The sequence below is a fragment of the Candidatus Methylospira mobilis genome, from assembly GCF_009498235.1.
In the GTDB taxonomy this organism is placed as follows: domain Bacteria; phylum Pseudomonadota; class Gammaproteobacteria; order Methylococcales; family Methylococcaceae; genus Methylospira; species Methylospira mobilis.
In genome coordinates, this window is record NZ_CP044205.1 from 2,606,550 (window position 1) to 2,629,641 (window position 23,092).

A 23,092-nucleotide genomic window follows, 5' to 3' on the forward strand; every position below is an offset into this window, starting at 1 on the left:
CGAAATCCACGTCAACGATTTCTTCGCTGGTATCGCTCGACTCCTGCCGGAGAATCATTGCAAGCTTGTGAAGATTCATTAATATGCGCAATGCTTAAGGGTACTTATAATGAGCGCATTTTACAAGTCGAGAGCCTGGTTTCCTTGCCATGTGCAGCACGAAACGAACTCTATGCGCGCATCATACTTTTCAAAAAAGATCGCGCGCCCTATAACAACACGCATCCGCAGCAAGTTCAAGGAGAAATGACCGGATTGCCTTTTGCCGATGACAGCATGGATAAAGTAATACTTCCTCATGTAGTCGAGTTCGAGCATACCCCCGAAGCGATAGTGGCGGAGTGCGTGCGCGTCCTTAAACCGGAAGGAGAACTGATCATCTTCGCCTTTAATCCATGGCACTTGAAAGCGCTCAGGCTTTTGTTTTCATGCGCGAATACGCAATATCCGCATCATACGATCCAGCGTTCGCTCCTGGAAAAATGGCTCCATCTGCAGGAGTGCAAGACAACTCTGGCGGCAGGTCTGAATCTGGCTACCCCCTGTCGCGTCATCGAAACGAAAACCTGGCGGGGCCGGATACGCGCGCAGTTTTCCGCAGTCTATGCGCTCAGGGCGCAGAAAAAGCGCTTGAGCCCCATTAACCCGCACCCGGTAACCACCAGTTATGCTGATATATTACCCGGCTGCATGCCTGAAATTTCCCTGTTGCGTAAAAACTGATGTCAGAAAATAAAGTTGTAATTTATACAGACGGTGCCTGTAGAGGCAACCCCGGCCCTGGTGGATGGGGCGCGCTGCTGCGGTATAACGGGCGCGAACGCGAGCTATGCGGCGGCGAAATCGACACTACCAACAATCGCATGGAGCTGATGGCGGCAATACAAGCACTGGAAGCGCTGACGCGCGACTGCGAGATCATGCTTTACACCGATTCCGTATATGTTTCCAAAGGCATCAAGGAATGGCTGCCCAACTGGATACGCAGAAACTGGAAAACAGCATCGCGCGAGCCGGTTAAAAACGTCGATCTGTGGCAACGCCTGCAACTGGCTCAACAACAGCACCGCATCGAATGGAATTGGATAAAAGGCCATGCCGGACATCCCGGCAATGAACATGCCGACCGCCTGGCCAATCGCGGACTGGATGAATTACTGGCCGCGACGCGCAATAAAACGGGCGCATAATGAAACAGATCGTTCTCGATACCGAAACCACAGGCCTGAGTCCCGATGAGGGCCATCGCATCATAGAAATCGGTTGTGTGGAGCTGATAGCCCGCAAACCGACCGGCAATCGTTTTCATGTCTATCTGAACCCGGAACGCGAAATCGACCAGGGCGCGATCGACGTACATGGGCTGGACAATGCCTTTCTGTCCGACAAACCGCGCTTTTCCGAAATATGCGCTGATTTTCTCGACTTTGTGCAAGGCGCGGAACTTGTCATTCACAACGCCGCTTTCGATGTCGGCTTCCTGAATGCCGAACTAAAGCGCGTCCGTAGTGATTCCGCCTTACTGGAAAGCTACTGTTCCATACTGGATACTCTCGCACTGGCCAGAAAAATGCACCCTGGTCAGCGCAACTCGCTGGATGCGCTGTGCAAGCGTTACGATATCGATAACCGTCACCGCGACCTGCACGGCGCGCTGCTGGATGCGGAAATACTCGCCGACGTTTATCTGGCGATGACCGGCGGACAAATGTTGCTGCTGCTGGACGATGGGGGGCAAGGTCATGCCACTGCGGGAACAAATCCCGCCGCGCAGTCTAATAATCCGTCCGCACCGGCGAATATGAGGCGCAGCGCGACGTTTCGGGTCATCCCCTGTGAAGGCGAGGAACTGTTGCATCATGAGGAAAAGCTGGATGCGATAGACCGCTATTGCGGCAATACCAGCGCATGGAGACGGTAAGCGCTGCAAACGCCCGGACCAAATTGAAAGGCATTGATGCAGATCTCCCTCACTCGCCGGTCATGAACTGTTTTTTGCGGATTGGCATGAAACGCTGCCGCAAAGGATGGATCTGAAATAAGGGAACCAACGACTTTCTTCACGCCTTGCTGAGACACATATTTCTCCTTTGATCAGTTTTCACACAAACCAAGTTTTGATTCATGATAAAGTCAAAATGAATACTAGCCTGTTACGATGCGCTGCAATCAAGGAATAGCGAGTGCTGTTGTTGCATCACCGCTGCTCCGCGAGCGCCGGTCCAAGACCGGAGGGCTCGCATAACGCCCAAAGATTCGGGCTTGAAGTTTGGTCTAGCAACAAGTTTATGGGTATGTGACCTGTCAACTTTGACAGATTATTGAAAAAATAGAAAATTTAAGCGATATTTTGGAAGAAATTAACCAGAATATCCGGACAATACAGGTTTCGGCAAGGGCGGGCTGACGTTAGCCGCCAACGGCACGGGTATAAACGCAACACCGTCACCACGTTAACCCGGGCATTGATCAGCGCTATCGAAAGTATGAAAATGCACAGAATAAAAGTGAATCTGCGGAGTTATCTGCTTATGTTCAGATACTTGCTTGTCATATTTCTGGTGTTCGCTGGTCTGTCTATGCCGCTCGACCCCGGCTTTGCCTCACCCGCAAACGGTACCTTTATCGCCACCCAAACCTGCGATGCCTACGTTTCAAAGAATAAACACACCAACCCGGATCATTACCGATTGTCCGTGGCCGTTCGATACGACATTTTAGAAGCCACCACCGGCACGGACGATGCCGTCTGGTACAGAGTACGCGTGACCGATGCCAGACCTGAGGCGCGCTGGGTTGAGAAATCATGCGGCATCGCCGCTACTGATTCGGAAAACACGTTAAATCCGGCTTCCGGAGCAATACCACCCGGCTTATGCAACATGGCCGATAAAGGCAACAGCTATGTATTGGCTGTCAGCTGGCAACCGGCGTTTTGCATATCGCATGAGAATAAACCCGAATGCGCGATAGCGGACAGGAACGCCTATCAGGCCAATCATTTCACCTTGCACGGTTTATGGCCGAACTTAACGGCGCAGTGCGGAATCGATTACGGTTATTGCGGCTCGGTAAAAACCCAGGCCCGTCAATTTTGCGATTACCCGCAAGTGGATTTAAGTCAGCAGGTGCGTAATGAACTGGCTGTGGTTATGCCCAGTGTCGCGGCAGGCAGCTGTCTCGAAAGGCACGAATGGCATAAGCACGGCATATGTCAGTCGCAGTGGAATGCGAGTGCTTATTTCAAAACCGCGATTGAAATGACCAAGCAATTCAATGATTCCGGCATTGCCGCGCTCATGGCTGCCAATACTGGAAAAACGATCAGTCAGGCGGCCTTTATCTCCACGGTCGATGCTTCGTTGGGCGCCAACGCTCACGAGCATCTACACTTAACCTGCAAAAACGGTAAACTGGTCGATATATTTATCGACCTGCCGGAAAAAATGACGGCAACGCAAAAACTGAGAGAATTGATCGCGCAGGCCACGCCCGCCCGGTCCGGCTTTTCATCCAATTGCAACGGTCAATTCGGCGTGCAGTCCCTGGGAGAAAAGTAATAACGCCTCCGCACGGCGTTTAATACCCCCACCAGTCGGCATTTTCTTCTATTTCTGCGGTTTGACGAACTGCAACGTAACTCTCAAAACTGTTGCCAATCGTCCGGGGCGTGTAATACGAGTGGATAACTTCAGATTTTCCATTATCCAGGGATGCACGTTGCTTAATATTCTTGAGGACTTTGCCAAGCAAGTCATGCCTTATGAGACGTGCGCGTAAAACATGACGGCTTAGCCCCAGAACCCGAGCCGTCAGCAGTTGATTAAATTGGCTGTGCTCAAAAGCGGCTTTCAGCAATTCGTGTTCGACTTTTTCATAAAGCGATGAGTCGCCTTCATCAAGCAAGCGCTTAAAAAGTAAACCTATTTCATCAAGCGTGGACAAATCATCCCGCCCGTCCGGCGCTTTGGCCCTAAAATCTGAAAGCTTCAGATCTTCCGGCGAGACTCGCTTGTCTTTTACGATAAGCAAAGCATGGTGGATTACATTTTCCAGCTCTCTAATATTTCCCGGCCAGGAATGCAAAATCAAAGCCTTTTTAGCCTGATCGGACAAAACAACGTCACCGCACCCAAGGCGATCACTGTAAAACTTCAAAAAGTACTCCGCCAAAGGCAATATGTCGCCTGATCGCTCCCTCAATGGCGGTAGCCTCAACGCCGCTACATTTAATCTATAGTACAAATCCTCTCTAAAACGGCCGGCTTGTACCGCTTCATCCAGTTTTACATTGGTCGCAGCAACCAGCCTGACATCAATGGGTATCGGTTTATACGAACCTACCCTGACGACCTCTCTTTCCTGCAGCACGCGCAACAATTTCACCTGCATGGCCAGAGGCAGATCTCCTATCTCATCCAGAAACAGCGTTCCGCCGTTTGCCGCCTCGAACCATCCTTTCTTGGCAAACTGCGCGCCGGTGAAAGCGCCGCGTTCATGTCCGAATAATTCGCTCTCTATCAACGACTCGGACAATGCGCCGCAATTAATCGCCAGAAAAGGGCCGTTTCGTCTATGGCTAAGTTGATGAATACTGCGCGCCACCAGTTCCTTTCCTGTTCCGCTGTCGCCGATTATCAGCACATTCAGCTCTCTGGGCGCCAGCAGGTTGATGTGCTCCAGCAACGCTTTTGATTTTTCATCTTCAAAAACAAATGCGGATGCTCTGATGGAAAGAGAAATTGCAGACGGGTTAGGATAGGTTAGGACTGACATGGGAAATTATTTGGTTTGCCTGGACGCGACTACTGTAACGCAACCGCAATATCAACAACAGACACTAAGGAAACGCTGATTTAATCGCCACCTAATTCCATATATTTATTATGGATATAAATTAACCATGGTATAATAATCAATATATTATACTGAAACGGTTTCCGGCGTATGATGAAACAGACCACCCTCCTTGACGTTCTTCTCCAGCAAAAATCGCGTACCACGCGGCGCGAGACTTTTTTGAACGCGATGGATCAGGTAGTTCCCTGGTCTGAACTGGTCGAGCTCATTCAGCCGGTGTATCCCGCTTCCGGACGAGGTCGTCCGCCTATCGGGATCGAAAGGATGTTGCGATTGTATTTCATCCAGCAATGGTACGGCTTTTCCGACGAAGGAACAGAAGATGCGCTTTATGATATGCCCCTATTAAGCCGCTTTGCCGGAATTGACCTGACGCATGAGCGTGTTCCCGATGCTACCACGCTATTGAACTTCCGCCACCTGCTGGAAGAGCATAAGCTGGCGCCGGTGATGCTGGGCCGCATTAATGCGCTTCTTGAAGCGAAAGGATTACTCATGCGCGAAGGAACGATCGTGGATGCCACGTTGATCGCAGCGCCGCCCTCGACCAAAAACAAAAGTGGCGAGCGCGATCCGGAAATGCACCAGACCAAGAAAGGAAATCAGTGGTATTTCGGGATGAAGGCGCATATTGGTGTGGATGCTGAATCGGGACTGGTTCATACGGTTGTCGGTACGTCGGCGCATGTCAGTGATGTGGTGATGACCAGCGAGTTGCTTCATGGTCGGGAACAAGTGGTCATAGCCGATGCCGGTTACATCGGCGTTGAAAAGCGCGAAGAGAATACCGGGAAAACGGTGGAGTGGTTGATCGCCATGAAGCGCGGCAAGCTAAAAGCGATGCCCGAAGGCCGATGGAAAGAAACGGTGCGCGAGATCGAAAAAAAGAAGGCGCAGATTCGTTCGCGTGTCGAGCATCCGTTCCATGTGATCAAGAACCTGTTTCATTATCGCAAGACGCGGTATCGGGGATTGGAAAAGAACACGCATCAACTACAGATTTTGTTCGGGCTTTGTAATTTGTACCGGAGCCAAAAGCGGCTGATGGGGTCGATATGAGGGATTATTGCGCCCTCAATCCGCCCGAAAGGCGGAAAATGCCGGTAAAACCGGTGGTTTTAAGAGGGAACGCATAAAAAATGCGCCAAAATAGAAAATTTAGGCTCAAAAAAATTGCGCACCGGCGCAGCAACCCAGGTTTTGGCTATTAATCAGCGGTTCCCTAAAACAGCACTTATTATAACATTTAAGAATAAATCTATTCCTTACGGAGATAAGCGACAAATAAAAATCAACGCATCATCCGTACAAACTGCCTGCCATGCGGCAAAAAAGCAGGCATTGTGTCGGAATGGCGGCACTTGCGCCGGACAAAACATTGCCGCCGCGCTGTAAACCCGGCGAAACCAGGCGTGGCATGAACAATGCTTAGGCAGAAAGGCATTTTGCAAATACATATGCGCACTATATTTAGGTGCGCTGTGTGCAACCCGTCTTTGCTTGAGCATTTATCCATGAGTAAATTGAAAATTGTTGTAGTTTCCGGAAACCTTGGCGCGCCCTCGAAAACTCTGACGCTGGCTGCGCAGATTGTTGCGGCGGTTACCGCCCATATCGATACCGAAGAAAAAATTTATCAACTGGCCGACTTGGCCGCTACCTTCGGGGTTGCCCGTAATCCAGGCGAACTTGACGATGCAGGAAAGTCGGTCATTCAAAATATCGAATCGGCCGATATTCTTATCGCGGTCACTCCTGTATACAAGGGTTCCTATACCGGTTTGTTCAAACACCTTTTTGACTTTATACATCCGCTGGCTTTAAGCGAGGTACCGGTAATTATCGGAGCAACGGGAGGCGGTGAAAAACACGCGTTGATTCTTGAACACCAGTTGCGCCCGCTATTCGGATTTTTCGGAGCTTCAACAGTACCCGTGGGTATTTATGCAACCGAAAAAAACTTCGAAAACGGCGTAATAACCGATGAAATCGTCCAGGAAAGAATTATCGCGGCCGCCCGTCAAGCCGTTGCACTCGTTCAAAAACGCACGCTGGCCCACATAAATTAACCATCATGAGCATGAAAAGACAAATTATAGATATGCGGAGCCGGCCTTCGTTTCTGCATGATTTTTACGGCGCGACGCCGGGAAGCAAGGAATACGAAGTCGCCAGATGGCTTAACAGGCGCGTGGGCTCGAACAATGATGAACATTTTATTCGTTCGAAAACGATTAATGGCTTTGTCGATGAGATTAGCGAAGCGGGAATTACCCAGGCCGTCGTCGTTGGACGCGATATTCCTGGCATACGTATTCCGAACGATTCGATTCAGGAGATTACGCTGCCGCACAATGAATTGATAGGCGTCGGCTCGGTAGATCCGCAGGCTCAGGAAATCGGAGCAACGCTGAAGGAAATCGAGCGGGCAATCCTGACGCTGGGTCTATCCGGCATCAACATCGAACCCGGGTTCGGCGCTACTCCGATGGGAGCGGACGACCCTTCTCTCTACCCGGTTTACGACGCATGCTGTCAGTTGGACGTTCCGGTTTTTCTGATGTCGGGGCCGACTTCTCCCAGCCTGGAATATACCGATCCGGCAGCGGTTGGAAAAATTGCCAGGGCATTTCCAAAGCTGTCCATCGTATGCTATCACGGGTTTTATCCCTACGTGAACGAAATGATCGGCGTCGCTTTTCGCCATGAAAATGTATACGTGGTTCCCGATATGTATATTTTCCTTCCAGGCGGCGGCCTGTATATCGAAGCGGCCAACGGCTTTATGAAAGACCAGCTCCTGTTCGGCACATCGTACCCCTTTCGTGCGATGAAGCAGACGATCGACGATTTTCTTCGACTCGGATTAAAGGAAGAAGCACTCGATCCGGTTTTGTATCAAAACGCGAAACGCTTGTTGCGGCTCGAGGTAATTTAGAGTCTCCAGCGGAGATGAGTCCCTGTAAAAGCAGGGACCCCCCGCCCCAATGATTCAGGTACGTTGTTTCAGCGACCCGGTATCACCGACCGGGCTGAAGTGATACACAGGCTCCGCGTTGCCTTTCGGCGCTTGCTCCTTGTTCACCGGCAATAACGGAAACAGCAGCTCCGCGACGCGGTAGGCCTCTTCCAGATGCGGGTATCCCGACAGCACAAAGGTATCCATGCCGAGGCCGGCATACTCCTGCAAGCGCGCGGCAACGGTTTCCGGTGAACCGACCAGCGCCGTGCCGGCGCCGCCGCGCACCAGGCCGATACCCGCCCATAGGTTCGGACTGACTTCCAGGTTCTGCCGCTTGCCTTCGTGCAACAGCGACATGCGCTTTTGGCCTTCGGAATCGAAACGGGCGAAGGCCTGTTGCGCGCTGGCGATGGTGTCGTCGTCCAGGTATTTGATCAGCTCATCGGCTGCATGCCACGCTTCGGTTTCGGTTTCCCTGACGATGATATTCACGCGTAGTCCGAAGCGTACTTTTCTGCCATGCGCCTGCGCGCGGCGGCGCACATCGTCCAGTTTTTCACATACCTTGTCCGGCGGCTCAGCCCAGGTCAGGTAGAGGTCGATCTGCTCGGCCGCCAATTCATGGCCTGCTGCAGACGATCCGCCGAAAAACAGCGGCGGATGCGGCTTCTGTGCCGGCGGGAACGCCAATTGCGCGCCTTCCACGTGAATGTACTTCCCGTTGAAGTCGACGGTTTCGCCCGCCATCAATTTGCGCCATACCGTGAGAAATTCTCCTGCGCAGCGGTAGCGCGCATCGTGATCGAGAAATAGCCCGTCTCCGGCCAGTTCCTCCGGATCGCCGCCGGCGACGACATTCACCAGCAGGCGCCCGCCCGACAAGCGGTCCAGCGTTGCCGCCATGCGCGCCGCAACGGTGGGCGAAACCAGTCCGGGACGCACCGCGATCAAAAAGCGCAAGCGCTCGGTTACCGGAATCAACGACGACGCCACCACCCAGGAATCCTCGCAGGTCTTCCCGGTAGGAATGAGTATTCCGCCATAGCCGAGATTATCGGCAGCCTGCGCTATCTGGCGCAGGTAAGGATAATCCAGCGCGCGAGCCCCCTTGAGCGTTCCCAGATAACTGCCGTCGCCGTGCATCGGTAAAAACCAGAAAATATTCATCGATGATGATCTCCTAGATACTTGTTCTTCTGCCGGGATCAGGAATAAAAACCCGGCGTCGGCGATTTGCCGTTTAATACCCACTCCCCCAGGTCAAGTAATTTATAATCGACGGGATCGTGCAGAGAATGCGTGCGCAGATTGCGCCAGAATCGATCGAACGCCGCGCTTGACTGCGTTGCGCGAGCGCCTGTTACTTCGAACAGGCGCTGCGTAATATCCAGCCCCGCGCGAGTCGCCAGAACCTTTGCCGTCGACGCCGCCACAGCGGCCTGAGCGCGCTCGGATTCGGTCAACCGTTCTTCCTTTAGCCAGGCCAGATCAAGTAAATGGGCGGCATAATCGGTAGCCAATATTGCCGCATTCAACTCGACCCAGAACTCGCCATATTTGTGCAATACATACGGATCGCTCGTTGCGTATTCCACTCCCGAGCGGAACCAGGCGCGAGACTGGCTTTTGGTGTAACTGCGCGCTTCCGTCAGTGCGCCCTCGGCGATGCCTATATAAATATTGGTTAACACCAGCTGGGCTATCAAGGAACGTAAGCCGGCGAACTCGGTGCCCAGAGGCCCGGGATCGCGCAGAATTTCGCTGTCGAGAATACGTACATCGTGAAATTCGACGCTCCCGCTATCAGTTTGACGCTGCCCCATATTGTCCCAATCGGAATTGATTTTTATTCCTGCCCGGTTGCTGGGTATTGCCGCGACTACCAGTTTCCCGCCATTTGGCGGAAACGCGGAAACAATCAGATAATCCGAATCGGTCGCTCCGGAACAAAAGCTCTTTATGCCGTTAACCCGCCAGTCCTGCTTGTCCGGCGTAATCGTTGCACGGGTATCCAGCGGATTTAAGGTATTGCCCCAGAACCATTTTCCCTGCACCGTCTTACGGTAATACTCGGGCCATTGATTCCCGTACAATCGGATGGTTGCCAGCAGCAGATGCTGAAAACCGAAAAGATGCCCCAAGGAACTATCGGCTCGGCATATGATTCTTACCATCTGCAGAGTATCTTGCCAGTTGACGCCATGACCGCCATAAGATTCAGGGATGATCAAATTCAACAAACCGCTTTCCCGTAATAAATCGCGCTCGATTTTTGCATTTCCTCCTTGACGATCACGAACGATAGCCGTCTTGGCAAATTCGGCCGACAATTGCTCGGTAAGCTCGAAAAGACGGGAAACAGCGGCTTTGTTGTGTGGCCCGAGGCTGTTAGAACTCATAGCGTAGACACCGGTGCAGGCGATCTCGCCTCCAATGCGCGCACCAGCGGCAGCACAAGCCTGCCGAAGTATTCGACTTCTTCCTGAAAATGCAGAAAGCCGCTTAAAACCAGATCGACGCCAACCGACTTTAAAGCGACTATGCGCTCGGCTATCTGCTCCGGCGTGCCGATCAGGTTGGTTTTGAAGCCGTCGTTATACTGAATCAAATCGTCGAAAGTTGATTTTGCCCAATTGCCTTCCCCTTCGGGGGACGCCTTCCCTGCCTGCGTAACCTCGTGTCCGAAAGCCTTGACTGCCTCAGGATCGGCTTTCTCTATGATTTCAGCCAGAACGGCCTGCGCTTCGTCCTCGCTGTCGCGCGCGATGATAAACGCGTTCACGCCAATTCTGACGGAATGGCCGTTAGCGCGCGCTTTGCCGCGGATGTCGTCGATCTGCGCTTTAATGCCTGCCAGCGTATTGCCGTTGGTGAAATACCAGTCCGAAACCCGCGACGCCATATCTCTTGCCGCGCGGGAGCTGCCGCCCTGAAATATCTCGGGCGCAGGCCGCTGTAACGGCTTTGGTTTAAGGCTGTAATCGTGAAAACGATAAAAATCGCCCTTGAAGGTGAAGTTATCTTCGGTCCAAATGCCGCGCAATGCCCTGATAAACTCCTCGGAGCGCCGGTAACGCTCATCGTGTTCCAGCCAGGGCTCGCCGATTGCGGTAAATTCGGCTCGAAACCAGCCGCTGACGATATTGACCGCGATACGCCCGGCGGTAAGATGATCGATAGTCGCAATTTGCTTGGCCAATACCGCCGGATGCCAGGGGCCCGGAAGGATTGCGGCTATAACGTGCAAACGTTCGGTTGCAGCAAGCAAGGCATGGCTGAAAGCGACGGATTCATGTTGATAATCGGCGCCATAACCGGCAGTAAAACGGGTTTGGGTTAATGCATAATCGAATCCGCTTTGCTCGGCAATTTGCGCCAGTTTACGGTTATATTCGAAATCCCAGCGCGTACGCTGCTCAATTTTGCTGATAACAAGTCCGCCGCTGACGTTGGGTACCCAGTAGGCAAACTTGATCGGATCGGCGCTCGCAATAAGGTTGTTGTTTGACATCGATAGACTCCAGAATTATTCCCCGCCTTCTTCGAACAACTCGAGCGGCAGCCCCACCAATACCTTGCCTATCCATTCTCTGGCGATATTGTTTGAAGGCCCCATGCCGATACCTGCGCGCGCATCGCGGAAAATACGTTCCAAAGGCCCTTTTTTGTATCCATAACCGCCGCTCACGTCCAGCGCATTACGCGCCGAGATGTTGGCAACCTCGGATGCATGCACTTTGAATTCGGTCAGCGGAATCAGAATTTGCCCCTGGGGTTGATTAGCGGCCTGAAGCTGATCGAGTTGTCTGGCCAGCTCATGCTGCCAGGGCCGCAAACTTTCTACCAGCACTTTGGATTCGCCCAGTTGTTGACGCAACACCTGGTAGTCCGATAGTTTTTTGTTGAAATCCCGATGTATGGTCCCGGTTAAATGCTCGGTGGCTCTTTCCAGCGCCGCGCGGGCGACCCCATGCCAGACCGAACCTAATCCGATTAAATAAATCGGGGACACGCCGTGATAAATAATATCCTTGCCCTTCCCTTCCTCGCCCAGATGATCGTGCGCATGTACCGCTACATTTTTAAATGACAGCGGACCGCTATGGTTGCCGCGCACGCCGAGCGCTTCCCACCGCCCGGCAGTAATACCGTCCAGTTTGGAGTCGACGATAAAAAAACTGATATCGGTTGCCGATTTTGCTCCGGGAGAGCGTGTCTGAAAAATGTAATAATCCGCCTTGCCCGCGCTGGTGGTAAACGACTTCTCCGCGTTGAGCAAATAACCATCATCACCATTTCTCGATGCTTCGCTCAGATTAAACCACCAATGGCCGCCGCTTGCTTTTTCACTGGTTGAATAAGTCCCGAGCAAGCCATTGCGAGCCGGCGCCAGCCAGCGCCGCTTCTGTTCTTCGTTACCGAACAGGTTTATGGTTTGCGCCGCTCCGGTATGCATGACGTAAACCAGGCCGGTGGAGGCGTCGGCCCGTCCGATTTCTTCTGCCACGATCGAAAACGCGACATGATCCAATCCCAGACCGCCATATTCCTTTGGCAGTAAAATCCCATTCCAGCCCGCCTTGGCCAGCGCATTCAAATTTTCGCGGGGAAAAATACTTTCCGCATCGTTTTTTTCGGCATTCGGTCTTATTACTTCATCGGCCAGAGCCCGAATATCGGCGCGCACCTGATCATAATCAATGGAACTCATTACTTTCTCCTTTTTAAAGACTTAACAGACAATAATTTTAAAAAACATCAAAATTTGAAATTAACGCCGGCACCCAGCGCCCATTCGCTGGCCGCAACGGAATAATTCCCTAATGCCAGAGTTGATGCGGTGTAATTTTGTTGGAAAGCATAGGCGCCCCAGCCATCCAGCCGGAAATGATCGGTAAAGGCATATCCGAGGCCCGCCGTCAGCGTGTTTTGCCATACGACCGGCGCCAACGTCGTTTGCACAACCTTGGTTAAATCATTGCTGTTCAATACGCCGGACACTGCGGTATTAAAAGGCAATGTCCCTACCCCGGAGAGTCCGCCTATCGTGCCGTTCGGATTATTTCTGAGTAAGGCGGTTGCGTAACTGTAACCACCTCTGAACGACCATGATCCTGCGGTATATTGCGTTCCCAGCAATGCAAGGAATTGATCCTGGTAAATATCCTGATACAGGCTGGAATTCGACCAGTTTTTCCACAACGCGTCGGCTTCGATCAGCCAGTTCGGAAGTACATTACCGGCCAGCCCCCATTGAACTTCCAAAGGCTGGGTGATTTTTATCGATTGATATTGTTGCGTCCCGCCAACTGTGGTGGAAACGACATTGGCGTAATTGTATTGCAGCGGGGTTTTAAGCGACGCACTGACCGTTAACTCATCAATGACCTTATAGGTAACGCCAAATGCGCCACGCGCGGAAATATTGTGTACGCTGGATGTCGTTCCGCCAAAATTTCCGGTCAAACCCTGCAATCCCGATGTATTGCCGGAAGTACCCAGCTGCGCCAAACCGAAGCCGATCGTAACTGCCGCACCCAGCGATAAATCAGGCGTCGCCGCCCAGCCTGCGCCGATATTCGCGCTGAAAGACAATAACTCATCCAGCAACGGCAAGGTAGCCGCGCCGCCTGAGCCGTTGCCTCCCAGACCTTTGCCCGCTCCGGCATTAATCGGGCTGCCGGTGTAGTTTGCCCCCAGACCGGAATCGACATTTAGGCCGCCGGCCAGCACAACATCAGGAAGAACTTCGCCGCTGACGGCGGCAACCGGCGCAATATAATTGCTGGCCTGACTGGGCGAACTATTGGAATAGCCATTGCTGGTTTGCGTATTGGTGACTTGAGGTTCGAGTATGCTGGCACCAAACTCAAAGTTGTACCCTTTGAACAGGCTCAAAGTCGCCGGATTGCCGAATAAGGCGGCAGCTACCTCCTGGGGCCGCGTAAACGCCGCACCGGCCATGCCGCCGGCAATGGGCTGCAAGCTCAAATCGAGATCAGTACCCGTATTCAGCGCAAACGACAATTGAGGCAGCAGTAACAGCGAGGAAGGCAGCAAGGCTTTCCTGGTCCACCTTGTAACATTAGACCTTGCAGGCTGTGTTTCCGTAATAGCGCTCATATATATCTCCTTGAATTGAATTCTGAATCAGCACTATGCGTGCTGAAACTGAGAGATACATTGCGCCATCCATGCCAAAGCGTATACTATTGATATATATTAGTTATATTTATGCTTGCCATATATACGCTGCTGCCGTTGCGGCAATTACGGAAAAGACCTGCCGCTCCAGCAGCAACGCCGGAACGGGTTGCGTCTTGTTCGCCGGCGAGCGGAAAAGCTACAGGTAAAAAATGGATTTCTACGGATAGGAAAGCGGGCGGCAGAGACAATGTATCCGCACTGCAGTTAAAAGGATAATGCGCTATTCGTCTATGCCGGGCATGCGCGACCGGTAAGCATAACGTCCAGCGCTTCGATCAACGTTTTCGGCGGGCAATCGCACACACGACCCTGGCGCGGCCCACTGCTGCCGCGCAGAAACAAATACAGCGCGCCGCCGATGTGGGTATCGTAATTGTAAGTCGCGCCCATGCGCGCTTTTAACTGTCTGTGCAGCGCCAGCAGGTAAATCACGTATTGCAGATCGTAGCGCTTTTGCAGCATCACGTTTTCCAGCTCCTCGCGGTTGTAAGCCGCATCGCTGTCACCCAGCGCATTGAACTTGTAATCGACGACGTAAAAGCGGTTGTCATGCTCGAAAACCAGGTCGATGTAACCTTTCAGCATCCCTTTCAAAATAGTGTGCTGCAGGCGCGGACGCGCCCTCCCGTCAAAGGTATGGCGCGTAACCAGCGCATCGAGTTGACGTAAATCCAAACCGTGCACCGGCAGAAGAAACTCCAGTTCAGGTTGATAGGCGTGGCGCTGCAATCCGCTCAGGGAAATTGCCGCATCCGCCAGCAACGGCATATGCAGCCAGTCGGCGAGCGATTTGCGCAAGATATCCGTCCACGACTCCCAGCCTATGCCGCGACAGAATTTTTCCAGCTCTTTGCCCGTCGGCTCGCGAAAACCCTGGCGCGCGCTGGTTTCCATCAACTCATGTATCGCCGTTCCCGGCTCTGCGCCGCGCGGCAAGGCATGAATGCCGGTGCGCGCCAACGTCAGGGCATCAAGGGACCGGTTTTCGACGGTATCGGATGCCGATTCATCCAGCCATTTATCATCGTGCGCGGTTTCAGCGGCATCCACTCCCCTCTCGTTCGCATCAGTCTCCGCCTCCAGGCGCAATGCGCTATAACTGGCTATCCACCAGGCATCGGGAATATTCGCCGTTGCGGTGCGAACCGCCGGCGCGCCGGCGCCAACGGCGCAGGTGGATGCGTTATAAGGCGTATTGTCCGGCTCTGGCGCCGCATCTACGGCGATAACGCCGGAGCCGCCGGCCAGCACGCCGAGTTGTTTCGGCAGATTTGACGGCGCGGCATCCTTTTCCCATCCCAGCAAGTAGCCCAATGCGCTGTTTTGCATGTTTTTTAGCGGCGCAACGCCCAGCCGGCACTGATGTTTGGCGCGCGTCAATGCGACGTAAAGCAAACGCATATCCTCCTGCAGGCGCTCGAAATCGTTTTTTGCTCTTGCAGTCTCGTCCCGGCTCAGATCGACCCTGAGCGCGTCATCGTCGTCGTGGTAGCGGTAATAGCTGCTGTATTGAGCGGTCACTTCGCGGAACGACGCGATAAATGGAAGAAATACCAGCGGATATTCCAGTCCTTTGGATTTATGTATGGTAATGATTTTTATCAGCTCCGCATCGCTTTCCAAGCGGATCGTCGCCTCATCCGACGACAGGCCGCCATCGGCTTGCGCAGCGGCCATTGCCTCGGCAAGATAGCGTATTAAAGCCTGCTCGCCGTCGAGGTGCGCCGCCGTTTTTTGCAGCAGCTCGGCCAGATGCAGCAGATTGGTCAGGCTGCGCTCGCCGCCGCTATCGGCGGATGAATTCATCAAACGCGAACTGACCCGGTAATCGCTCAACAGACTGCGGATCATCGGCAGCACGCCGTCTTTTTGCCAGCGCAACTGATATTGGCGGAAGCGCTCCAATTGTCGTTCCCAGGCCGACTCGTCGCAATTCAGCACCTCCAGTTCCGGCAGCGATAAATCCAGCGTCGCGGTGGCCAGCGCCGCGCGCACCTTGCGCTCATCCCGGGGTTCGGCAGCCGCCTTCAGCCAAAACAACAAATCGAGCGCTTCGCGGCTGTTGAATACCGAATCGCCTTCGGACAGGTAAACGCTGCGCAATTGCCGTTGCGCCAGCGCGGCCTGCATGGCTTTGGCTTCCTTGCGCGTTCTGACCAGAATCGCGATAGCGGAGGGTTTCAAGGGCTGAATACCCGTTTTGCCGCTAAACCCAGCCCCGCCACGGGCGGACAGATTCAACAAACGCACCATATCCGTCGCGGCCGCCTGCGCCATGTACTGGCGGTACGCCGTCGAACTGACCGGCTTTTCCTGATCCGCGCCCCAATGCAGGAAAGTCATCGGGGCAACGGCTTTCCCGTTGACGATCAACGCCTGATCGACGCCTTGCGCCGCTACGGGATGAAACGCAACCGGGTTTGCCGCCGCATTTTTAAACAGAAACGCCCCCTTATCCCTGTGTTCCGCGTGCTGGAAAATCCGGTTGACCGCCGCCACCAGACCGGCCGTCGAACGAAAATTGGTGTCCAGCGTGTAATGACGCCCGGCTGTATCGGCGTGAGCCTGCAAATAGGTATGTATATCGGCGCCGCGAAAAGAGTAAATCGCCTGCTTGGGATCGCCGATCAGCAAGCAGCCCAACCCCTGACAACAAGAATCCGGCTGATAAATGCGCTTGAAAATACGGTATTGCAACGGGTCGGTGTCCTGGAACTCGTCGATCAGCGCAACCGGATATTGCTTGCGTATGACCGCAGCCAGCTGTTCGCCGCTATCGCTCTGCAAGGTTCGATCGAGACGCGTCAGCATGTCGTTGAAATCCATGCGTGCGCGGCGCTGTTTTTCGCGGCTGTAACGTTCGCGCACCCAGAGGGCCGCATGCACGATCACCTCGCGCGTGAAGTCAGGTTCTTCGGATTCACACTGCAATAGCGTATCAACCGCAACAAAAGCGGCGTGTTGCGGCAGTTTATCCTTATGTCTGGCGTTCATGCCGAACCGGGTCTGCGCGAAACGGCCAAACCACTCCGCTTTGGGACGCGCTCCGCCGCCCGCCCAGCCGGCAAAATCGTTCAGACGCTGTTCGAAGGTATTTTTACGATAGCTGTTGCCGTGCAGCCAGCCCTGCTCCGATGCTGCGCGCAACAATGCCTCAATCTCGGCCTGCGCATTGCGCCAGGTTTGCTGCGCCTGCCGCTCCAGCGCATTGCGCGCATCATCCCATGCCGCCCACGCCGCAAACAGCTCGCGCGGATCGGTTGCCGCAGTTTCCAGCCCTTTGACCTCGGTTAACTCAAGCAACGGTTTGACCGTAGCGCTCAAAGCCTGCGGCGACGCGGCTATCTTAACCACCGCGCGCGCTTCCGCCTCGCTCAGCGTATAAAAGAAAGTTCGCCAGTAATCGCGCACCACTTCGTTGAGCAGTTCCAGGTCTGAGGTATTCACCTCCTGTTTGAACAAACTGCCGCTGTCGAACGCGTGTTGTTGCAACATGCGGTTGCACCAGCCGTGTATGGTGTAAACAGCGGCCTCGTCCATCCACAGCGCAGAGATTTCCAGCAGCCGCGCGCAGCCCGGCCATTGCGTTTCGGCGTAGCTGCTTTTAACGCCTCGCAGAAACTCATCCCCCTCTTCCCTGCCCCGGAAACAGGCAGCGGCCTGCGTCAAACGCGCGCGTATGCGATCGCGCAGCTCCCGCGTCGCGGCTTCGGTGAAGGTGACCACCAGGATATCGGGAGGCAGCAGCGCCCGATCGAAACGCGCATTTTCGCTGCCGTGTCCCAGCACCAGACGGATATACAACGCGGCAATAATCCAGGTCTTGCCGGTGCCGGCGCTGGCTTCGATCAAACGCGTACCCAATAAGGGAAAATCCAGCGGGTTCAGTTTTTGACGGTTGTCGGGAGGATTTATTGATAGATGATTCATTATCTGAGCTGCGTCGCCAGTCGCAATTAGCGCCAATCAGGTTTAATTATAACTTTTAACTCGAAGTTTGGCGTATGTAACTGATATAACTGGCTAACAGTGTTGCACACTAATATCCGCTCATCAAGCATGAGCATCGTAAGCGTGATGACTCCTGAGACTCTGATCGCAAAACTTTCACAAACTTATGCTAAATTCGGACAAACAATGAATTGTCCGCCATGTTTGAATTTATGCCTATGTCTTGCCGGCTTAACTCTCCGCCCTACAGGGCGAATCCAGCACATTGCCTCGACCAGACGGTTGCGGTTCTACATCGCCCCGTCGGCAGTGAAAGCCGCAGGCAATAAGGTCGTCGCTCATCCGCTGGCGCTTGTACTGTTGCGTAAACTGCTGCTGGCTTACTTCTCCTTTGCCGTGGTGATTACCGGCATCCAGATGTTCATGGAATATCATCATACCCGACAGGAAATTCTTAACACGCTGCAATCGTTGGCCGCCACCTTCGCTCCCGGCGCGGAATCGGCACTGTGGGAGTTTCAGGAAGCGCTTCTCAAATCGATGGCAAACGGCATCGGAACTCATCCGCCGGTAGCGCGGGTGGATATCATCGACCTGGACGGCAGCCTCAACGTTTCATGGCAAGCTGCGCCCGATCAGCAACCGTCCTCCACGCTGTTCGCGCAACAAACCTTGCTGCATGCCCATGGCGGCAACAACAAGGAACTCGGCTACCTGTGCATCGCGTCCAGCGACGCAATGCTGGTGTCGCGCACGAAAGAAACCCTGCTCTCGTTCGCCGTCAATATTTCGGCCCAGTTGCTGTTTCTCGGTCTGGTGCTCTGGCTGCAGGCGCGGAAGCTGCTGGTCAAACCGCTGGCCGAATTTTCGGCCCAGGTGCGCACGCTGTCCGGCAGCGGACAAGGGCGGCCTATCAGCCTTGGATCAAGCGAAGTAACCGAGATCAACACGCTGCAGCAAGGGTTCAACCAGCTCATTTTGCAGGGTGTAAAGCCAGCCGCGAGGCCATAAAATCTTTAGCATACTTATTTTTTCCGAATTCTGCGTTCACCCCTCTATGCGCCGAGCAGAATATTGCAATTAAATCTCATTCATGACTCCCTCTTCGCTCTATCAGGCCTATTTTCCGCCTAACGGGGTGTCCACTTCTAGACCATGACAGAATACCGCCGTTGCTTGACGATGATGCGTCTGTCCGGAATGAGACAGCCTTTCCCACCCACCCAGCTTTGGGGCAAACTGGAGGCGCATCAAAACAATGAGATCAAGCTAAACGCTGAATCGGTAGCAGTCAGTACGGTGTCGCATATATCAGGATAGAAAAGTCACGTCTGACACCGTCTTGCATCGGAAATGACCAAAACCTGGCCGATAGCAGGATTACGGCTAGCACTATGTGCGATGCCGTACAGACCATTCCCAATCTTGCCGCTAAATTGTTTTTCAGCCTAATGTGGAATGAGGCTCCATGTATGTATATCCACAATATCCGGGTCGATCCTTGCTGGCTCTTGTGATAGGAAAGTTGATTTTGCTGATACCTGGGTTTTTAGATTTATCCGTGGCCGTGTATCCCATCGTAGGTGGCGTATTGGGACCGATGCAGCATACTTCACTATAAAGTGATGATAGTACTAAGGACCGAAGCCTCGCTGTTTTGGAGCGGTTTTCTGTTTGATGCCCTTTTTCCAACGGGAACGCCATGACAGAAAAAATTCCGTGTGCGATCGATGTCAGCCTTAAAGAGAATACCTTGGAGGCTGCTTTTGTGGGTGATTGGATTTTGGATGCGGAAAATCCGCCGCTTCAAACCCTATATGCCCAACTGGAAAAACCTTCGAATATCGAGAGGCTGGTTTTCTCGACGGCGCGCTTGGGCGAATGGGATAGCCTGTTGATGACGGAATTGATCCGCCTGATCGAGCATGGCGCAAGACAAAACATCAGCGTCGACATAACGACTTTGCCCGCCGGGATTCAGGGGCTGTTAAGCCTGGTTTACGCAGTACCTGAACGGGCCGAGACACGGCAGGCGCCGCTTCATTCCCGGTGGCAGGCGGATTTGGGCAATGCCGCCTTGCGCTTTAGTAAAGACGCTGAAGCGTTTATCGTTTTTATCGGCGAGCTTGCCCAGAGTGCGTTTGACGCCGTAATTGGCAAAGCGCGATTTCGTTCTATCGATTTTTGGCTGTATATCCGGGAATGCGGGCCATCGGCCTTTCCCATCATTACCTTGATTAGCGTATTGATCGGCTTGATTCTGGCTTTTGTGGGTTCGGTGCAATTGACCTTGTTCGGCGCGGAAATTTATATAGCGGATATGGTGGGTTTGGGCATGACCAGGGATATGGGCGGTTTGATGGCGGCTATCATTATGACGGGGCGCAGCAGCTCGACCTTCGCGGCCGAATTGGGCAGCATGCAGGTCAACAGCGAGATCGACGCGCTCAAGTCCATGGGTTTTGAGCCTATGACGTTTCTGGTATTGCCGCGCATGCTGGCGCTGGTTTTGATGTTGCCGCTGTTATGCCTTTATGCCGATTTCATGGGGATGCTGGGCGGCGCGCTAGTGACCGTGAGTTTTTTCGATATGGCGTTTGTGCAATATTTCGATCGTACTGTGGCGGCGGTGCATATCAAGGATATCGCCATGGGTGTAGTCAAGTGCTCTGTCTACGGCTTGCTGATCGCGCTGTCGGGTTGCCAACGCGGCATGCAATGCGGACGAAGCGCGTCGGCGGTAGGCGAGGCCACCACTTCCGCCGTGGTCACCGGCATAGTTTTCATTGTCGTTGCCGATGCGCTGATGACCATGATCTGCAAGCGATTAGGTTTGTAACGATGGGTAAACCGTGCCTGACCATAAAAAATCTGAACATGGCATACGGCGATGTCGTCATTCAACGTGATCTCAATTTCACCATTGAGCGCGGCGATATTTTCGTCATCATGGGCGGCAGCGGTTGCGGTAAAAGCACATTGTTGATGCATCTGATCGGCTTAATGCAGCCGGTCAAGGGCGAGGTGTTTTATGGCGAAGAAAATCTATGGCAAGTGGATGCCGATGCCAGGAAACGAATTTTGCGCCGCACCGGTGTGTTGTTTCAAAGCGGTGCATTGTTGAGCTCCATGACCTTATTCGAGAATGTAGCTTTGCTGCTTACAGAATATACACATCTGGACGCCGAACGGATACGCGACATCGTCGCCTACAAACTGGCCTTGGTCGGTTTGGCAGGCTTTGAAGCGTATTATCCGGCGGAACTCAGTGGCGGCATGCAAAAGCGCGCCGGCTTGTCACGGGCCATGGCTCTGGATCCGGAAATTTTGTTTTTCGATGAACCATCGGCCGGGCTGGATCCGATCACAGCCAAGCTGATGGATGACTTGATCCGGAATCTTCGCGATCATCTCGGCGCAACTATCGTAATGGTCACCCACGAGCTGGACAGCATCCTGGCCATCGGCGACAACTCGGTATTTCTTGACACCGAAACCAAGACCATCATTGCCGGAGGTCCGCCAAAACAGCTCCTGGCCGAGTCCAAAGACCCAAAAATCATCCGTTTTCTCACTCGCGATGAAACGGCCGGCCGGCAAGCTGAAACTTGATGCCGGGATAAAGAAACATATGAGCAAACCGGTCAACCCCTATAGCATTGGCGTATTTCTGGTCGGCGCGCTGGCTCTGGCGGTAATAGCTCTGCTGATCTTCGGCGGCGGCCAATTTCTCAAGACAAAAGAGGAATACGTTATTTATTTCGACTCCGCCTTGAACGGTCTCAAAATCGGCGCGCCGGTTACCCTGGAGGGCGTGCAGATTGGCGCCGTTATTGAAATCGCGCTGGAGTTCGATCAACAGACAACACATATTATTAAACCGGTAGTCATCGAGATTAATCAGGAATTGATGCTTCGTTCCAATGGATTGTCTTTGCAGGCCGCTTCTTCCACGGAAGAAAGCCGGAGAAATGTCAAACAGTTGATCGACGCAGGCCTCAGGGCTCAACTGAAAACTCAAAGTATGCTGACCGGGCTATTGTATGTGGAATTCAACTTTCATCGTAACGACGCGATTAAATTATCCAAATTTAAATATAAAAACCTGGAGGAACTGCCTTCCGTGCAAAGCACGGAAGATAAAATCATGGACACTGCCGATGAAATTATGGCTAAATTCCGCAATCTGCCCATAGAAGCCATCGCTAACGATCTGGCGGCGACTTTAAAATCGTTCCGCGAGATCGCCACCTCGGAAGACGTTAAACAAGATCGTGCAGCCTTGAATAAAACGCTGTTGGAAACCGAAAAACTGGTCTCCAGGATGGATTTGGCAACGAATGATATACGCACGATGGTGCAGCAGTTTACCCGCGATTCCAGGCCGGTTATGATTGCGACTGAAAAGACTCTTGACACCGCTAAAAGCGTATTACTGGAATTCAACCGTTCGCTGTACGCCATGGAAGCCTTGGCCGAGCCTGATGCGCCGCTATTGCAATCGCTGGAAGAGTTACGCGGCGCGGCCCAATCGGCCAGGAATCTGACCGATTACCTGGAGCAACACCCTGAAGCGATCATCTTCGGAAAGCGGTAAAAGCGGGCGAAATTATTTCGCGCGGGTTGCTGAGGCTGCTCCCTCCTGTCATCCTGCATGAGACAAACAACCGCTCACATCCGCTCAATTCAAAACCAGCCAAGGCGTTTGCAAGCACCATACACGATGTACACGCCAAGACAGCAAACAAACAGACCAAAGATGAGACGGAGCGGCGGCCCTGCAATCTGGTTTGCGAAATAGGCGCCAATCCATGCGCCAAGTAACATAGTCGCGGCAAGAATAACTGCAGCTCGTATATCAACGTTTCCATGCCGGTAATATTCGAAAGCTGCGGCGAATCCGATAGGCGGAAGCAACACAGCAAGGCTAGTTCCCGTCGCCATGTGCTGAGAAAAACCAGCCCAGTAAATAAGTGCCGGTACGGTGACGATTCCGCCGCCTATACCAAAGAAGCCGGCAGATACACCGCTGAGCACACCGATAATCACGAATATAATCCATGGCGGCATCCGCAATATCCTTTAATATTAAGGTAACGCTTAAAACTTTAC

General features: G+C 53.1%; 21 protein-coding genes. 13 read left to right on the top strand and 8 right to left on the bottom strand.

Annotated features, from left to right (window positions below; genetic code table 11):
* The first annotated feature begins 90 nt into the window (after nt 1-90).
* The 4 genes from F6R98_RS11735 to F6R98_RS11750 all read left to right on the top strand — a co-directional run bounded on the left by F6R98_RS11735 (nt 91) and on the right by F6R98_RS11750 (nt 3,560).
* Nucleotides 91-723 (top strand): class I SAM-dependent methyltransferase, encoded by a 633-nt coding sequence (locus tag F6R98_RS11735; protein WP_228124848.1) that lies wholly within the window; start codon nt 91-93, stop codon nt 721-723.
* Entirely contained in the window at nt 723-1,190 is a 468-nt protein-coding gene (rnhA, locus tag F6R98_RS11740) for a ribonuclease HI (protein WP_153249183.1), read from the top strand. The genes F6R98_RS11735 and rnhA overlap by 1 nt, the downstream gene beginning before the upstream one ends.
* Nucleotides 1,190-1,921 carry a DNA polymerase III subunit epsilon gene (gene dnaQ / locus F6R98_RS11745; RefSeq protein WP_153249184.1) on the top strand — a complete coding sequence of 244 codons (732 nt, stop codon included), beginning with the start codon at nt 1,190-1,192 and terminating at the stop codon, nt 1,919-1,921. Before rnhA ends, dnaQ begins: the two co-directional genes overlap by 1 nt.
* A gap of 610 nt (nt 1,922-2,531) precedes the next feature.
* Entirely contained in the window at nt 2,532-3,560 is a 1,029-nt protein-coding gene (locus F6R98_RS11750) for a ribonuclease T2 family protein (RefSeq protein ID WP_194269910.1), read from the top strand.
* 19 nt (nt 3,561-3,579) lie between these two features.
* Here F6R98_RS11750 and F6R98_RS11755 read toward each other — a convergent pair whose 3' ends face one another.
* Nucleotides 3,580-4,776: a sigma-54 interaction domain-containing protein gene (locus tag F6R98_RS11755; RefSeq protein WP_153249186.1), complete on the bottom strand. Its 1,197-nt coding sequence runs from the start codon at nt 4,774-4,776 to the stop codon at nt 3,580-3,582.
* Nucleotides 4,777-4,950: 174 nt separating this feature from the next.
* Here F6R98_RS11755 and F6R98_RS11760 point away from each other — a divergent pair, with 174 nt between their 5' ends.
* The 4 genes from F6R98_RS11760 (at nt 4,951) to F6R98_RS11775 (ending at nt 7,798) form a co-directional block, all read left to right on the top strand.
* Nucleotides 4,951-5,919, top strand: coding sequence for an IS5 family transposase (locus F6R98_RS11760; RefSeq protein WP_153250884.1), 969 nt, complete (start codon nt 4,951-4,953; stop codon nt 5,917-5,919).
* Between the two features lie 114 nt (nt 5,920-6,033).
* Nucleotides 6,034-6,255: a hypothetical protein gene (locus F6R98_RS11765; RefSeq protein ID WP_153249187.1), complete on the top strand. Its 222-nt coding sequence runs from the start codon at nt 6,034-6,036 to the stop codon at nt 6,253-6,255.
* A gap of 119 nt (nt 6,256-6,374) precedes the next feature.
* Nucleotides 6,375-6,929 carry an FMN reductase gene (msuE, locus tag F6R98_RS11770; RefSeq protein WP_153249188.1) on the top strand — a complete coding sequence of 185 codons (555 nt, stop codon included), beginning with the start codon at nt 6,375-6,377 and terminating at the stop codon, nt 6,927-6,929.
* 11 nt (nt 6,930-6,940) lie between these two features.
* Entirely contained in the window at nt 6,941-7,798 is an 858-nt protein-coding gene (locus F6R98_RS11775; protein ID WP_153249189.1) for an amidohydrolase family protein, read from the top strand.
* Between the two features lie 54 nt (nt 7,799-7,852).
* Here F6R98_RS11775 and ssuD read toward each other — a convergent pair whose 3' ends face one another.
* From ssuD to recB, 6 genes are all read right to left on the bottom strand, one after another.
* The gene (gene ssuD / locus F6R98_RS11780) at nt 7,853-8,989 is read right to left on the bottom strand and encodes an FMNH2-dependent alkanesulfonate monooxygenase (protein ID WP_153249190.1); all 1,137 of its coding nucleotides are present in this window, start codon (nt 8,987-8,989) and stop codon (nt 7,853-7,855) included.
* Between the two features lie 38 nt (nt 8,990-9,027).
* Nucleotides 9,028-10,221, bottom strand: coding sequence for an acyl-CoA dehydrogenase family protein (locus tag F6R98_RS11785; RefSeq protein WP_153249191.1), 1,194 nt, complete (start codon nt 10,219-10,221; stop codon nt 9,028-9,030).
* On the bottom strand, nt 10,218-11,333 hold the full coding sequence (gene sfnG, locus F6R98_RS11790) for a dimethylsulfone monooxygenase SfnG (RefSeq protein ID WP_153249192.1): 1,116 nt from the start codon (nt 11,331-11,333) through the stop codon (nt 10,218-10,220). Before sfnG ends, F6R98_RS11785 begins: the two co-directional genes overlap by 4 nt.
* 15 nt (nt 11,334-11,348) lie before the next feature.
* Nucleotides 11,349-12,533, bottom strand: coding sequence for an acyl-CoA dehydrogenase family protein (locus tag F6R98_RS11795; RefSeq protein ID WP_153249193.1), 1,185 nt, complete (start codon nt 12,531-12,533; stop codon nt 11,349-11,351).
* 47 nt (nt 12,534-12,580) lie between these two features.
* Nucleotides 12,581-13,945 (bottom strand): OmpP1/FadL family transporter, encoded by a 1,365-nt coding sequence (locus F6R98_RS11800; protein WP_153249194.1) that lies wholly within the window; start codon nt 13,943-13,945, stop codon nt 12,581-12,583.
* A gap of 312 nt (nt 13,946-14,257) precedes the next feature.
* Nucleotides 14,258-17,959, bottom strand: a complete 3,702-nt coding sequence (gene recB, locus F6R98_RS11805; protein WP_153249195.1) for an exodeoxyribonuclease V subunit beta — start codon at nt 17,957-17,959, stop codon at nt 14,258-14,260.
* 303 nt (nt 17,960-18,262) lie between these two features.
* On the opposite strand from recB, the gene F6R98_RS11810 reads away from it, so the two are divergent.
* From F6R98_RS11810 to F6R98_RS11830, 5 genes are all read left to right on the top strand, one after another.
* Nucleotides 18,263-18,991 (top strand): hypothetical protein, encoded by a 729-nt coding sequence (locus tag F6R98_RS11810; protein WP_153249196.1) that lies wholly within the window; start codon nt 18,263-18,265, stop codon nt 18,989-18,991.
* 457 nt (nt 18,992-19,448) lie between these two features.
* On the top strand, nt 19,449-19,601 hold the full coding sequence (locus tag F6R98_RS11815; RefSeq protein WP_153249197.1) for a DUF3096 domain-containing protein: 153 nt from the start codon (nt 19,449-19,451) through the stop codon (nt 19,599-19,601).
* An 81-nt stretch (nt 19,602-19,682) separates the two neighbouring features.
* Nucleotides 19,683-20,819, top strand: a complete 1,137-nt coding sequence (locus F6R98_RS11820; protein WP_228124849.1) for an MlaE family ABC transporter permease — start codon at nt 19,683-19,685, stop codon at nt 20,817-20,819.
* Between the two features lie 2 nt (nt 20,820-20,821).
* On the top strand, nt 20,822-21,592 hold the full coding sequence (locus tag F6R98_RS11825; protein WP_153249198.1) for an ABC transporter ATP-binding protein: 771 nt from the start codon (nt 20,822-20,824) through the stop codon (nt 21,590-21,592).
* Nucleotides 21,561-22,577 carry an MlaD family protein gene (locus F6R98_RS11830; protein WP_228124850.1) on the top strand — a complete coding sequence of 339 codons (1,017 nt, stop codon included), beginning with the start codon at nt 21,561-21,563 and terminating at the stop codon, nt 22,575-22,577. Before F6R98_RS11825 ends, F6R98_RS11830 begins: the two co-directional genes overlap by 32 nt.
* Before the next feature lie 89 nt (nt 22,578-22,666).
* On the opposite strand, the gene F6R98_RS11835 is transcribed toward F6R98_RS11830, so the two are convergent.
* Entirely contained in the window at nt 22,667-23,050 is a 384-nt protein-coding gene (locus F6R98_RS11835; RefSeq protein ID WP_153249200.1) for a sulfite exporter TauE/SafE family protein, read from the bottom strand.
* Nucleotides 23,051-23,092 lie beyond the last annotated feature (42 nt).

Excerpts from the sequence above, each read along its gene's own strand:
- F6R98_RS11800 (WP_153249194.1), bottom strand. The coding sequence starts at position 13,945 with ATGAGCGCTATTACGGAAACACAGCCTGCAAGGTCTAATGTTACAAGG.
- F6R98_RS11775 (WP_153249189.1), top strand. The coding sequence starts at position 6,941 with ATGAAAAGACAAATTATAGATATGCGGAGCCGGCCTTCGTTTCTGCAT.
- F6R98_RS11795 (WP_153249193.1), bottom strand. The coding sequence starts at position 12,533 with ATGAGTTCCATTGATTATGATCAGGTGCGCGCCGATATTCGGGCTCTG.
- F6R98_RS11825 (WP_153249198.1), top strand. The coding sequence starts at position 20,822 with ATGGGTAAACCGTGCCTGACCATAAAAAATCTGAACATGGCATACGGC.
- F6R98_RS11820 (WP_228124849.1), top strand. The coding sequence starts at position 19,683 with ATGACAGAAAAAATTCCGTGTGCGATCGATGTCAGCCTTAAAGAGAAT.
- F6R98_RS11750 (WP_194269910.1), top strand. The coding sequence starts at position 2,532 with ATGTTCAGATACTTGCTTGTCATATTTCTGGTGTTCGCTGGTCTGTCT.
- F6R98_RS11755 (WP_153249186.1), bottom strand. The coding sequence starts at position 4,776 with ATGTCAGTCCTAACCTATCCTAACCCGTCTGCAATTTCTCTTTCCATC.
- F6R98_RS11835 (WP_153249200.1), bottom strand. The coding sequence starts at position 23,050 with ATGCCGCCATGGATTATATTCGTGATTATCGGTGTGCTCAGCGGTGTA.
- F6R98_RS11735 (WP_228124848.1), top strand. The coding sequence starts at position 91 with ATGCTTAAGGGTACTTATAATGAGCGCATTTTACAAGTCGAGAGCCTG.
- dnaQ (WP_153249184.1), top strand. The coding sequence starts at position 1,190 with ATGAAACAGATCGTTCTCGATACCGAAACCACAGGCCTGAGTCCCGAT.
- F6R98_RS11830 (WP_228124850.1), top strand. The coding sequence starts at position 21,561 with ATGAAACGGCCGGCCGGCAAGCTGAAACTTGATGCCGGGATAAAGAAA.
- ssuD (WP_153249190.1), bottom strand. The coding sequence starts at position 8,989 with ATGAATATTTTCTGGTTTTTACCGATGCACGGCGACGGCAGTTATCTG.
- rnhA (WP_153249183.1), top strand. The coding sequence starts at position 723 with ATGTCAGAAAATAAAGTTGTAATTTATACAGACGGTGCCTGTAGAGGC.
- F6R98_RS11815 (WP_153249197.1), top strand. The coding sequence starts at position 19,449 with ATGTATGTATATCCACAATATCCGGGTCGATCCTTGCTGGCTCTTGTG.
- recB (WP_153249195.1), bottom strand. The coding sequence starts at position 17,959 with ATGAATCATCTATCAATAAATCCTCCCGACAACCGTCAAAAACTGAAC.
- F6R98_RS11785 (WP_153249191.1), bottom strand. The coding sequence starts at position 10,221 with ATGAGTTCTAACAGCCTCGGGCCACACAACAAAGCCGCTGTTTCCCGT.
- sfnG (WP_153249192.1), bottom strand. The coding sequence starts at position 11,333 with ATGTCAAACAACAACCTTATTGCGAGCGCCGATCCGATCAAGTTTGCC.
- F6R98_RS11760 (WP_153250884.1), top strand. The coding sequence starts at position 4,951 with ATGAAACAGACCACCCTCCTTGACGTTCTTCTCCAGCAAAAATCGCGT.
- msuE (WP_153249188.1), top strand. The coding sequence starts at position 6,375 with ATGAGTAAATTGAAAATTGTTGTAGTTTCCGGAAACCTTGGCGCGCCC.